The sequence below is a fragment of the Streptosporangium sp. NPDC002544 genome (assembly GCF_040295965.1).
Classification (GTDB): domain Bacteria; phylum Actinomycetota; class Actinomycetes; order Streptosporangiales; family Streptosporangiaceae; genus Streptosporangium.
Map to the genome: position 1 here is coordinate 103,246 of NZ_JBEOWJ010000023.1, position 11,796 is coordinate 115,041.

Here is an 11,796-nt window from a genome sequence, read left to right on the forward strand (position 1 = left end):
TGCCAGGAGAGTTATGAGTTCGCGTCCTTGACATTCCCTGCCGTCTCCGAGTTCGGTGCGGGAGGCTCGGTAGTACGAGCGATATATCCGATATGTCATGTTTTATGTGGCGCGCGCCGTGTGTTGGATGATATGTGACGCGGGTCACGTGGTGGACGGCGGGTGACGGAGGGCAGGGCGCCGCCTCATAGAATCGGCCAATTATGGCCGTACAGATCTCGCCCAGCATCCTGTCCGCTGACTTCGCCCGCCTCGCCGAGGCGGCCGAGGCGGTCCCCAACGCCGACTGGCTGCACGTGGATGTCATGGACAACCACTTCGTCCCCAACCTGACCCTCGGGCTGCCGGTGGTCGAGTCCCTGCTCAAGGCGACCTCGATGCCGCTCGACTGCCACCTCATGATCGAGGACCCGGACCGCTGGGCCCCGTCCTACGCCGAGGCCGGAGCCCAGAGCGTGACCATCCACGTGGAGGCGGCCAAGGCCCCGGTGCGTACGCTGCGCCAGATCCGCAGCGCCGGCGCCCGCGCCGGCCTGGCGCTGAACCCCGCCACCCCCGTCGAGCCGTACGAGGACCTGCTCGACGAGCTCGACATGCTGCTGCTGATGACCGTCGATCCCGGTTTCGGCGGGCAGAAGTTCCTCGACATGGTGCTGCCCAAGATCCGCCGGGCCCGCGAGCTGATCGACCGCTGCGGCGGGCAGGTCTGGCTCCAGGTGGACGGCGGCGTCTCCGACACGACGATCGAGCGCTGCGCGGAGGCGGGCGCCGACGTCTTCGTGGCGGGCAACGCCGTCTACGGCGCCGAGGACCCGGCCCGCGCGGTCGACGGTCTGCGCGCCCTGGCCACTCGCGGCTGACCGGTCCCGTCCAGGAGGCGTCCGGGAGGACCGGACCGCCAGGCGGACAGCCGAACGGCGGAGGGCGGACCCGGGATGGGTCCGCCCTCCGCCGTTCTCTCACCGGGGATCACCGGCCGCGAGGACCGGCGACGGCCGGTGTCAGGTCTGCAGCGCCGGGTCCAGCACCACGTCCTGGCCGTGCACGGTCGGCTCCTCGGGGAAGTGGCAGGCGGTCAGGTGACCTTCCCTGTTGCCCTCCAGCCTGAGCAGCGGAGGCTCCTCGGTGGCGCACTTGTCCTGGGCCTTCCAGCAGCGGGTGCGGAAGCGGCAGCCGGACGGCGGGTTGATGGGGGAGGGCACGTCCCCCGCCAGGCGGATGCGCTCGCGCGGCTCGTCGTCCTCCTGCACCTCGGGCACCGCCGACAGCAGCGCGTGGGTGTAGGGGTGGCGGGGGCGCTCGTACAGGGAGGCGCGGTCGGCGACCTCGACGATCTTGCCGAGGTACATGACCGCGACCCGCTGGGAGAAGTGCCTGACGATCGCCAGGTCGTGCGCGATGAACAGGAACGCGATCCCCATGTCCCGCTGGAGCTGCTGGAGCAGGTTGACCACCTGCGCCTGGATGGAGACGTCGAGGGCCGAGACCGGCTCGTCCGCGATGATCAGCTTGGGGTTGAGGGAGAGCGCGCGGGCCACCCCGATCCGCTGCCGCTGGCCGCCGGAGAACTCGTGCGGGAAGCGGTTGTAGTGCTCGGGGTTGAGCCCGACGATCTCCAGGAGCTCCTGGATCCGCTTGGTCCTGCCGCCCGGCGGGTTGATCCCGTTGATCTCCATCGGGCCGCCGATGATGGTGCCCACGGTGTGCCGGGGGTTGAGCGACGAGTACGGGTCCTGGAAGATCATCTGGATCTCGGCCCGGATCGGCTTCAGCTCCTTGCGACTGGCGTGGCCGATCTCGCGTCCGGCGTAGCGGATGCCGCCCGCGGTCGGTTCGAGCAGCCGGGCCGCCAGCCGCCCGGCGGTGGACTTGCCGCAGCCGGACTCGCCGACCAGGCCGAGCGTCTCACCGGCGTGCACGGTCAGGTCGATGCCGTCCACCGCGTGGACCCGGCCGACCTGCCGTTTGAAGATGAGGCCGCCCATCACCGGGAAGTGCTTCTTCAGACCGGACAGCTCCAGCAGCGGCTCGGAGGTCGTCTCGCTCACTTGTGGATCTCCCGCTTCTGGGCCAGGGTCAGGTAGCACGCGTCGCCGTGGCCGCGGTGCGGGGACAGCTCGGGCCGCTCCGAGCGGCACAGCTCGGGCCCCGCCACCTCCATGAAGTCGCACCGCGGGTGGAAGGGGCAGCCGGACGGGACGTTGATCAGGCTCGGCGGGGTGCCGCGGACCGGCCGGAGCTGCACGTCCACCGGTGCGCTCAGCTTGGGCATGGAGGCCAGCAGGCCCCAGGTGTAGGGGTGGCGGGGTTCGCGGAGGACCTCCTTGACGGTCCCGCGCTCCACCGCGCGCCCGGCGTACATCACCAGCACCTCGTGCGCGGTGTTGGCGACCACGCCGAGATCGTGGGTGATCAGGATGATCGAGGTGCCCATCTGGTCCTGGAGCTCCTTGAGCAGGTCCAGGATCTGGGCCTGCACCGTCACGTCCAGTGCGGTGGTGGGCTCGTCGGCGATCAGCAGGTCGGGGTCGCAGACCAGCGCCATCGCGATCATCGCGCGCTGCCGCATGCCGCCGGAGAACTGGTGGGGATAGTCGTCCACCCTGGTCTTCGGCTGTGGGATGCCGACCCGGGTCAGCATCTCGATCGCACGGGCCCTGGCCTCGGCGCGGCTCGCGCCGGTGTGCTTACGGTAGACCTCGGAGATCTGCTTGCCGATGGTGTGGTACGGGGAGAGCGAGGTCAGCGGGTCCTGGAAGATCATCGCGACCTTGTTGCCGCGCAGTTTCTCCATGGTGGACCGGGAGGCGCCGATCAGCTCCTCGCCGTCCAGCCGGATCTCCCCGTTGATCGTGGTGGTCTCCGGGTTGTGCAGGCCGAGCACCGTCAGGTTGGTCACCGACTTGCCGGACCCGGACTCGCCGACGATGCCCAGCGTGGTGCCCTTCTCCACGTCGAAGGAGAGCCCGTCCACCGCGTGGACGACGCCGTCCTCGGTGTGGAAGTCGACGGTCAGGTCACGGACCGAGAGGAAGGGAGTTGACACTTTCTTCAGAACTCCTAGCTCAGCCGGACACGAGGGTCGATGAAGGCGTACAGGATGTCGACGACGATGTTGAAGAAGACGATCGCCCCGGCCGCCACGAGCACCGTGCCCATCAGCATGGGCAGGTCGGAGGTGTCGACGGCCTTGATGGAGAGTCGCCCGAGTCCCTGCAGCCCGAAGGTGGTCTCGGTGATGATCGCACCGCCGATCAGCGTGCCGAGGTCCACGCCGAAGATCGTGATGATGGGCGTCAGGGTGCCGCGCAGGGCGAATCTCATCACCACGCTCCGCCCGGACATGCCCTTGGCCCGCGCGGTGCGGACGTAGTCCTCACTGAGCTGTTCCACCATCGTCGAGCGCGTCATACGGGTGTAGTTGGCGGTGAAGATGATCGCCAGCACCACCCAGGGCAGCGCCAGCCCGCTCGCCCAGGCGATGGGGTTCTCGGTGAACGGCAGGTACTGGGGCCGTTCGAGGATCTGGTTCTTGTAGACGAAGAAGTAGAGCGCGAGCGTGCCGATGAAGTAGATCTGCACGGAGGCGCCGATCAGGGACGACACGCTGGCGATCTTGTCCAGCGGCTTGCCCTGGCGCAGGGCCGCGACGATGCCGGTCGCCATGCCGAAGACGAGGAAGACGACCGCCGCGCCGATGGTGAGGGAGACGGTGACCGGCAGCCGGTCCAGGATCGTCTCGAACACCGGCTCGCGGTTGACGAACGAGTAGCCGAGGCAGGGGGCCGGGCAGTGGCCCAGGCTCTCGTAGTCGCGGCCGACGAAGATGCCGGCCAGCCAGGCCACGAACTGGGCGAACAGGGGCTGGTCCAGTCCCAGGTTGTGCCGCGCCTGCTCCAGGAGGTCGGGCGGGCAGACCTTGCCGCAGGCGAGCCTCGCCGGGTCGGCGGGCACGGCGAAGAAGAGGAAGAACGTGACCGCGGCGATGATCAGAAGCGTGACCGCGGCGCCGAGCGTGCGGCGAGTGATGAATGGAAGCATTGCCTGTTTCCCGAGGTGGCTGGGACCGCTGCTGGGGCCTGACGGCCCCTTGGCCGTGGCCTCGCGGGGAACGGTGTCGTCCTCCGCGAGGCCACGGCCGCCGGTGTCTCCTAAGGCTTCGTGGGCGTTACGGCTTCACGAAGATTCTGTTCGGCTGGACGGTCCACGACTGCGGGTCGATCTCCGCGCCGCCGATCTTGGAGCCGTGCAGGGTGTTGGCGATCCGGTTCTCGGCGACGACCAGCGGGGTGATCGTCTCCTGGATCTCCTTGTCCAGCGCCATCCACGCGGCGTTCTGCGCGTCGATGTCGGTCATCGCGGTGATCTCGTCCATCTTCTTGGTGAGCGCCTCGTCCTTCAGGTGCGAGTAGTTCGGCGCACCGTCGGCGATCGGGCCGAAGATGACGGGCAAGACCGTCGAGCCGGACGGCCAGTCGGCACCCCAGCCGCCCCAGTACAGGTCGAACTCGTTCTTCGTCAGGCCGATGGAGTCGTAGTAGGTCTTGCGGTCCAGCGGCTTGGCCACGACCTTGATGCCGGCCTTCTCCAGGGCGCTCTTGATCACGACGGTGACCTGCTCCTGGACCGGCGTCTGGTTGTAGGCGTAGACGATGGTCGGCGTCGGGTTGCTCGACTCGGCCAGCAACTGCTTGGCCTTCTCGATGTCACCCTCGGGCTTGGTCGTCTTGTCGAACAGGTCGTAGGGCTGGTAGCCGACCGTGGTGTTCTCGTTGAGGATGGTGGTCGGCAGCGCCGCGGCGGCCGGGCCGCCCATGGTCTGCTGGATCTGCTTGGAGGGCCACGCGTAGTTGATGGCCTGGCGGATCTTCTGGTCCTTCATCCGGTCAAGGTTGAAGTAGTAGTAGTTCCCGTACGGCGAGGGGCTCTTCATCAGGCGGGGCGCCAGCGCCGGGTCGCCGAGCACCTGCTGCAGCCGCTCCGGGGGAACGGTCGCGTAGAAGGTGAAGGCGGTCTGGTCCGGGCCCGCGTCCGCCATCAGCCGGTCGGTGATCTGCAGGGGCTCCTGGCCGAACTCCAGACGCCACTTGTCGGGGTAGGCGCCGCGGATCGGGTCGGTGGCTGCGTCCCAGTGCGGGTTGCGCTCAAGGTCGATGGACTTGTCGACCACGTGGTTCTTGATGATGTACGGGCCGCTGGAGACAGGGGCCTTGTCGTACTTCTCCTTGGTGTCCTTGGCCTTGGGCACGATGCCGTAGCCGCCCATGGCGAAGGCGTAGTTGGCGTCGGCGTGCGGCGTCTTGAACTTGTAGACGATCGTCTTGTCGTCCGGCGTCTCGATGCTGTCCAGGCGCTTGCCGTCATAGGGGCCCTGGTAGGCCTTCTTGTGGTCGACCTCGGTCAGCCACTGCTGGATGTAGGTCGGGCCCTGGGTGATGAAGGACGCGAACGTCCGCTCCATGCTCCACTTCACGTCCTCGGACGTGATGGGCGTGCCGTCCTCCCACTTCACCCCGTCCTTGAGGGTGAAGGTCCAGGTCTTGCCGCCGTCGGAGGGGGTGCCGGTGTCGGTGGCCAGGTCGCCGACCAGCTTGTACTCGCTCTTGTCGGTGCGCTTGTAGCCGGTCAGGGTACGCGCGATCAGGAGGGAGAAGTTCGTCTCGGTGTTGACGTAGAGCTGGCCCGGGTCGAGGTGGGAGAAGTCGTCCCGGTCGATCATCGTGACGGTGCCGCCCTTGACGACGCCCTCCGGCTCGATGGCGGGGCCCTTGGAGTCCTCCGCGGTGCCGACCGTGATGGTCGGCGCCTTGTAGGAGGCCTCCGCGGCGGGGGCAGAGGCGCCGGCGGAGCCGCTGGGAGCGGCGGGGGCGCCCTGGTTGCCCTCGGCGCACGCGCTGGTAAGTGCGAGCGCGCCTATGGCGAGTACGGCCATCGCTGACCGCGTACGGACTTTCATCTCTCTCCTATTCAGGTCTAACGCTTGAGCTTGGGGTCGAAGGCGTCGCGGACCGAGTCGCCGAGAAGGTTGAAGGCGATCACGAAGATCAGCAGAGCCGCGCCGGGGAAGATCAGGTAGGTGATGTCGTTCTGGTAGACCTCGGTGCCCCGCAGGAACATCCGGCCCCAGTCGGGGATGGGCTCGATCATGCCGACGCCCAGGAAGGACAGGGCCGCCTCGGCGGTCACCATCGCGGGCAGCAGCAGTGTCGACTGGATCAGGATCGGCGTCCACAGGTTGGGCAGCAGCTCCTTGAAGATGATCCGGGCGGGGGAGGCGCCGGTCACCTTGGCGGCCTCGACGAACTCCCGTTCGCGCATGGAGAGCACCTGGCCGCGCAGCAGCCGGGCGATGCCGGCCCAGCCGAAGGCCGTCAGCAGGGTGATGAGCGTCACCGCCCGCAGCCAGACCGGGGTCTCCTCGTCGGGGCTGACGAAGAGGTTCTCCACCACCGGCATGAACGCGATGATGAACAGGGTCGAGGGGAACGACAGGACGATGTCGATCAGGCGGCCGATGAAGTAGTCGGTTCTGCCGCCGGTGTATCCGGCGACGATGCCCATGACGATGCCGATCATCGTGATGAGGACCGTCGCGGTCATGGCGATCAGCAGCGAGGTCCTGATCCCGTAGACGAGCTGCATGAACACGTCACGGCCCAGGCCCGGCTCGATGCCGAACCAGAAGTCCGAGCTCATGCCGCCGTTGGGCAGCACCGGGTAGCCGAAGTCGTTCAGCAGTCCCGGGGTGTCCTGGCCGTAGAGGGTGGAGTGGTCCTTGCCGTAGAGCCAGGAGATGACCGGCGCGAGGATCGCGACGAGGAAGAAGAAGATCACCACGCCGGCCGAGGCGATGCCGGTGGGGTCGCGGCGGAAGCGCAGCCACATCAACTGGCCGGGGGAACGGCCTACCGTCTCCGGTGTCTTCACCGCGGGGGGTTTCCCGGTGGTGGACGCGGCTGGTGCAGGGATGGTCATCGTGCGGGCGCTCCCAACGAGCATGGCTGAGCCTGATCCTTGGAACCATCGCAAAACAGTCAAGGTCAAATCAATGGTCTGCTCCTTACTCATTTTATTGTTGTGTAATTTCCACCTGTTCGTAGCTTCAATTCCGTTGACGCGGTGGGGGGGTGGGGTGAAAGAATCGAGGCACTTAAAAGCTGCTTTTCACGGATCTGTGACACTTTGATGACCTGGCCGTGACACCCTCGTCTGGATCCCGTTCCGCTTGTGTCACAGACCCGGGACATGTGTGCCCAGGCCCCCTCCGGTAGCGTAATTAACCACTTACGAGGGAGGCGGCGCATGGATCACGGGTTGTTCGGACCGGATTCGGTGACCTGGAAGGTGATGGGCGAGCCGATCCTGCTCGTCGGAGGCTTCAGGGCGCTGCTCATGCAGGGCCTGCACCCCCGGGCGATGCGCGGGGTCGCGCAGAACTCGGCGCTCATGGACCCTGCGGAGGCCTGGTCCCGCTTCGCGCGCACCACCGAGTTCGTCCGGGTGCGCACCTACGGTACGACCGAGGAGGTCGCCCGCGCGGGGGCCAGGGTCAGGAAGATCCACGCGAGACTCACCGCCCTCGACCCAGACACCGGCGAGCGGTTCCGTCTCGACGACCCCGCCGCGCTGCTCTGGGTCCATGTCGGCGAGGTCGACTCCTACCTGTCGGTCGCCCGGCGGGCCGGAGTGGGGCTGAGCGGCGAGGAGGCAGACAGGTTCGTCGCGGAGTGGCGCCGTGCGGCCGAGGTCGTCGGCCTGCGCCCCGAGGACGTGCCCGGCTCGGTCGGCGAGCTGGACGACTACATTCGGGCCTGCCGTCCGGGTCTCTACTTCGCGCCCGAGGTGCCCCATCCGCTCAGGCAGTCGCTCAACGCGCCGCTCCCGGCGCGCCTGACCCCGCTCAAGCCGGTGTTCCCCATGGTCACCCTGCTCGCCTTCGCGACCCTGCCGCGCTGGGCCCGCAGGCTCTACGGGCTGCCCGCGACCCCGCTGGGGGACCTGTGGGCGACGGCCTCCCTGCGGGCGCTGCACACCGGCATCGGTCTGGTGCCCGCTCCGGTGCGCTACTCCCCGGACGCGCGACGGGCTCGGAAGGTGATCGCCGAGCACGCCGCGTGATTTGACCAAGCGCTCGCTTGGTCCATATGCTGGAGGGGTGTGCGGTGCGGTTTGCCGGACATGGCACACTGGTGTACGGGAAGCGGGCCGCCTGTGGCGCGCTTTCCGAAGCAAGGCAGAGCAGCGTGCTCCGGGGTCGGTGAAATTCCGAGCCGGCGGTTACAGTCCGCGACCCGGTCGAATCCATCGACCGGTTGACCTGGTGAAACTCCAGGACCGACGGTTAGAGTCCGGATGGGAGGAAGCGCGCGAGCGGAGAGTGCCCTTTGGGGTCCTCCGCTGACCGGGTGTACGCACCCATCGAATTCCCCGGGGCCCGCCGTGGCAGACAGCTACTGGCGAGTAGGAGACCTCGGGTGACTGATCGGACGCGGACGCGCCCAGTGGCCGGGCCCGCCCCCCACGGGCATGGCGCCGCCGGCCCCCACCATTCCCTGACCGGGCACACCGGCTTATCCCGCTCTCCGAGCGCATGCCCCGCCGGCCCCCACGCGGCTTCCCGCCCTTCGGCGACGTTCCGCCTCCGGCCCCGCGACACCTCGGCCGCCCGCCTTCGCGCGATCCCCTGCAAGGAGATGTGAATGTTCACCGGAATCGTCGAAGAACTGGGTGAGATCGCCGGGATCGAGCAGCTGAGCGACGCGGCCAGGCTGTCCATCCGGGGCAGGACGGTCACCTCGGACGCCGGGCACGGCGACTCGATCGCCGTCAACGGCGTCTGCCTGACCGTGGTGGACGTGGCCGGTGAGGTGTTCACCGCCGACGTGATGAAGGAGACCCTCGACCGCAGCTCCCTCGGCGCGCTGAGGCCCGGCTCCCCGGTCAACCTGGAGCGCGCGGTCCGCGCCGACCAGCGACTGGGCGGCCACATCGTGCAGGGTCACGTGGACGGGACGGGCGTCCTGCTGTCGCGGGAGCCCGGCGAGCACTGGGAGGTCGTCCGCATCTCCCTCCCGTCCGATCTCGACCGCTACGTGGTCGAGAAGGGGTCGATCACGGTCGACGGCATCAGCCTGACCGTGGTGAGCGTCGGCTCCGGCGGCTTCGCCGTCAGCCTCATCCCCACCACTCTGCGCCTGACCACCCTCGGTGCCAAGCAGCCCGGAGACCCGGTGAACCTCGAGGTCGACGTGATCGCCAAGCACGTCGAGAAGCTCGTCGGCGCGTACGCCCCCGAGAGCACGGACGGCCAGGCCGGCAGGGGGGACGAGCGGTGAACCGGGCGGAAGCGGGATTCGAGGCCCCCGTGCCGGTCCCGGTCGGATTCGTCAACTGGCTCAAGGAGCACAGGTCGCGGACCGTGCTCGTCCCCGAGGAGGCCGTGTGATCAAGCTGGACCCGATCGAACGCGCGATCGCCGACACCCGCGAGGGCAAGGCGGTCGTGGTCGTCGACGACGAGAACCGGGAGAACGAGGGCGACATCATCTTCGCCGCGTCCAAGGCCACGCCGGAACTGCTGGCCTTCACCATCCGGCACAGCAGCGGCGTGGTCTGCGTGCCGATGCGCGGTGAGGACCTCGACCGGCTCGGCCTGCCGCTGATGGTGCACGACAACAGGGAACGCCTGCGCACCGCGTACACGATCAGCGTGGACGCCAGGGACGGGGTGAGCACCGGGATCTCCGCCGCCGACCGGGCCCGCACGATCCGTCTCCTGGCCGACTCCGCGACCGACCCGTCCGAGCTGGTACGGCCGGGTCACGTCTTCCCGCTCCGTTACCGGGAGGGCGGTGTCCTGGTCAGGCGCGGCCACACCGAGGCGGCCGTGGACCTGGCCAGGCTCGCCGGGCTGAGCGAGTCCGGCGTGCTCGCCGAGGTCGTCAACGACGACGGGACCATGATGCGGCTGCCGGAGCTGCGCCGCTTCTGCGACGAGCACGACCTGGCGCTCGTCTCGATCGAGCAGCTGGTGGAGTTCCGGCGCAGGACCGAGCGGATGGTGACCAGGGTCGCCGAGACCCTGCTGCCGAACAGGTTCGGCGTGTGGCGGGCCTACGGCTTCGCGAGCTCGGTGGATGGCGGCGAGCATCTGGCCCTGGTCTTCGGCGACATCGAGGACGGCGAGAACGTCATGGTCAGGGCGCACTCCGAGTGCCTGACCGGCGACGTGCTCGGGTCGCTGCGGTGCGACTGCGGAGTGCAGCTGGAACACGCGATGTCCCGGATCGCCGCCGAGGGCCGAGGCGTGATCGTCTACCTGCGCGGGCACGAGGGACGCGGCATCGGGCTGCTGGCCAAGCTGCGGGCGTACAGCCTTCAGGACGCCGGCAGCGACACGGTCGACGCCAACCTGGAGCTCGGGCTGCCGGTGGACGCGCGGGAGTTCTCCAACGCCGGGCAGATCCTCGCGGACCTGGGGGTGAAGTCGATCCGGCTGCTGACCAACAACCCGGCCAAACTGCGCGGCATGGACGGCTACGGCATCAAGGTGATCGGCCGCGAGCCCATGCCGGTGGCGATGAACCCGTACAACGAGAAGTACCTGTCGGTCAAGCGCGACCGCCTTGGTCACGACATCCCCCAGGAGCGCGAATGAGCGAGCGTGGCAGGAGAGCCGGTACGGACGGGGTGTTCGCGAACGCGAACCGCGAGCGGAGTGAGTTGATCAGATGAGTGGGACAGGACGGCCGGTGGTGTCGGCCGTGGACGCGCGGGGGCTGACCGTCGGCATCGTGGCCGCCCGGTGGCACGAGGAGATCACCGATCAGCTCGTGGCGCGGGCCGTACGGGCGGGGGAGGACAGCGGCGCGGCGGTGACCGTGGTCCGGGTGGCCGGCTCGCTGGAGATCCCGGTCGTGGTGCAGGCCCTGGCCAGGCGCTGCGACGCGGTCGTCGCCCTCGGAGCCGTGATCCGCGGGGAGACCGCCCACTTCGACTACGTCTGCGACTCCGTCACCGCGGGCCTGACCCGGATCTCCCTCGACGAGCAGGTCCCGGTCGGCAACGGAGTGCTGACCTGTGAATCCCTCGACCAGGCCGTGGACAGGTCGGGGGTGCCGGGCAGTCACGAGGACAAGGGCTACGAGGCCACCGTCGCGGCGCTGGAGGCGGCGCTGCTGCTGCGCGAACTCCGCTCCTAGCGCACCGCCGACGCACCCCGCCGCGCCGTGTGATCGGTGCGGCGGGGACGTGCGATAGGTTGCCATCGGCACCATGACCAGCCGTCGCAGCCGTTTTGATCGGTGGTTTCCCGAAGGATCGTGATCTGAGAGTGAGCCCGGAGAGCGTCTCCCCGCCCCCGTTGCCCGTCGTCTGGCGGCCCAAGAACGGGCGGATCGTGGCCTACGGCTTCGCGGGCGTGATCACGCTCGGCGCCATCCTGATGGCGATCTTCCTGCCGGCGCCGTTCACGCTGGCCGACAGGATCGGGATGCTCGTGCTGGGCTTCCTGATCGCCGGGGCCCTCCACCTGCTGGGGCGGTGCCGGGTGGAGGCCGACGAGCGGGGGATCACCGTCGTCAACCCGCTGAGGGTGCGCCGCTACGAGTGGGCCGAGGTGCTCGGGGTCACCCTGACCGCCCACGAGCCCTGGGCGAAGATCGACTTCGCCGACGGGATCACGGTCGGCGCCATGGGCCTGCAGGGGTCGGAGAAGAAACGCACGATGCGCCAGGTCCACGAGCTCGCCGCCCTCATCAGGGAGCGCGGCGAGGCGGACGAGGCCCGCTGAACCGCC

At 68.6% G+C, this 11,796-nt stretch carries 11 protein-coding genes and 1 riboswitch; of the genes, 6 read left to right on the forward strand and 5 right to left on the reverse strand.

Annotated features, from left to right (window positions below; genetic code table 11):
- Window positions 1-203 precede the first annotated feature (203 nt).
- On the forward strand, window positions 204-860 hold the full coding sequence (rpe, locus tag ABT061_RS30630) for a ribulose-phosphate 3-epimerase (RefSeq protein ID WP_350924464.1): 657 nt from the start codon (window positions 204-206) through the stop codon (window positions 858-860).
- Between the two features lie 141 nt (window positions 861-1,001).
- On the opposite strand, the gene ABT061_RS30635 is transcribed toward rpe, so the two are convergent.
- From ABT061_RS30635 to ABT061_RS30655, 5 genes are all read right to left on the reverse strand, one after another.
- On the reverse strand, window positions 1,002-2,048 hold the full coding sequence (locus tag ABT061_RS30635) for an ABC transporter ATP-binding protein (RefSeq protein ID WP_451934990.1): 1,047 nt from the start codon (window positions 2,046-2,048) through the stop codon (window positions 1,002-1,004).
- A complete protein-coding gene (locus tag ABT061_RS30640; RefSeq protein WP_350924466.1) occupies window positions 2,045-3,046 on the reverse strand; it encodes an ABC transporter ATP-binding protein in 1,002 nt (333 codons plus the stop codon). Before ABT061_RS30640 ends, ABT061_RS30635 begins: the two co-directional genes overlap by 4 nt.
- A 14-nt stretch (window positions 3,047-3,060) precedes the next feature.
- The gene (locus ABT061_RS30645; RefSeq protein ID WP_350924468.1) at window positions 3,061-4,041 is read right to left on the reverse strand and encodes an ABC transporter permease; all 981 of its coding nucleotides are present in this window, start codon (window positions 4,039-4,041) and stop codon (window positions 3,061-3,063) included.
- 127 nt (window positions 4,042-4,168) lie between these two features.
- On the reverse strand, window positions 4,169-5,956 hold the full coding sequence (locus ABT061_RS30650; protein ID WP_350924470.1) for an ABC transporter substrate-binding protein: 1,788 nt from the start codon (window positions 5,954-5,956) through the stop codon (window positions 4,169-4,171).
- A 17-nt stretch (window positions 5,957-5,973) separates the two neighbouring features.
- On the reverse strand, window positions 5,974-6,975 hold the full coding sequence (locus ABT061_RS30655) for an ABC transporter permease (RefSeq protein ID WP_350924472.1): 1,002 nt from the start codon (window positions 6,973-6,975) through the stop codon (window positions 5,974-5,976).
- A gap of 327 nt (window positions 6,976-7,302) precedes the next feature.
- Here ABT061_RS30655 and ABT061_RS30660 point away from each other — a divergent pair, with 327 nt between their 5' ends.
- From ABT061_RS30660 to ABT061_RS30680, 5 genes are all read left to right on the forward strand, one after another.
- Window positions 7,303-8,118: an oxygenase MpaB family protein gene (locus tag ABT061_RS30660; protein WP_350924475.1), complete on the forward strand. Its 816-nt coding sequence runs from the start codon at window positions 7,303-7,305 to the stop codon at window positions 8,116-8,118.
- 121 nt (window positions 8,119-8,239) lie between these two features.
- Window positions 8,240-8,370: riboswitch (FMN riboswitch) on the forward strand.
- 329 nt (window positions 8,371-8,699) lie between these two features.
- Window positions 8,700-9,335, forward strand: coding sequence for a riboflavin synthase (locus tag ABT061_RS30665; RefSeq protein ID WP_350924477.1), 636 nt, complete (start codon window positions 8,700-8,702; stop codon window positions 9,333-9,335).
- 106 nt (window positions 9,336-9,441) lie between these two features.
- Window positions 9,442-10,656 carry a bifunctional 3,4-dihydroxy-2-butanone-4-phosphate synthase/GTP cyclohydrolase II gene (locus ABT061_RS30670; protein WP_350924479.1) on the forward strand — a complete coding sequence of 405 codons (1,215 nt, stop codon included), beginning with the start codon at window positions 9,442-9,444 and terminating at the stop codon, window positions 10,654-10,656.
- A gap of 73 nt (window positions 10,657-10,729) precedes the next feature.
- The gene (ribH, locus tag ABT061_RS30675; RefSeq protein WP_350924481.1) at window positions 10,730-11,200 is read left to right on the forward strand and encodes a 6,7-dimethyl-8-ribityllumazine synthase; all 471 of its coding nucleotides are present in this window, start codon (window positions 10,730-10,732) and stop codon (window positions 11,198-11,200) included.
- Between the two features lie 131 nt (window positions 11,201-11,331).
- Window positions 11,332-11,790, forward strand: coding sequence for a PH domain-containing protein (locus ABT061_RS30680; protein WP_350924483.1), 459 nt, complete (start codon window positions 11,332-11,334; stop codon window positions 11,788-11,790).
- Window positions 11,791-11,796 lie beyond the last annotated feature (6 nt).

Coding starts and splice junctions, on each gene's coding strand:
- ABT061_RS30655 (WP_350924472.1), bottom strand. CDS start 6,975: ATGACCATCCCTGCACCAGCCGCGTCCACCACCGGGAAACCCCCCGCG.
- ABT061_RS30660 (WP_350924475.1), top strand. CDS start 7,303: ATGGATCACGGGTTGTTCGGACCGGATTCGGTGACCTGGAAGGTGATG.
- ribH (WP_350924481.1), top strand. CDS start 10,730: ATGAGTGGGACAGGACGGCCGGTGGTGTCGGCCGTGGACGCGCGGGGG.
- ABT061_RS30665 (WP_350924477.1), top strand. CDS start 8,700: ATGTTCACCGGAATCGTCGAAGAACTGGGTGAGATCGCCGGGATCGAG.
- ABT061_RS30650 (WP_350924470.1), bottom strand. CDS start 5,956: ATGAAAGTCCGTACGCGGTCAGCGATGGCCGTACTCGCCATAGGCGCG.
- ABT061_RS30645 (WP_350924468.1), bottom strand. CDS start 4,041: ATGCTTCCATTCATCACTCGCCGCACGCTCGGCGCCGCGGTCACGCTT.
- rpe (WP_350924464.1), top strand. CDS start 204: ATGGCCGTACAGATCTCGCCCAGCATCCTGTCCGCTGACTTCGCCCGC.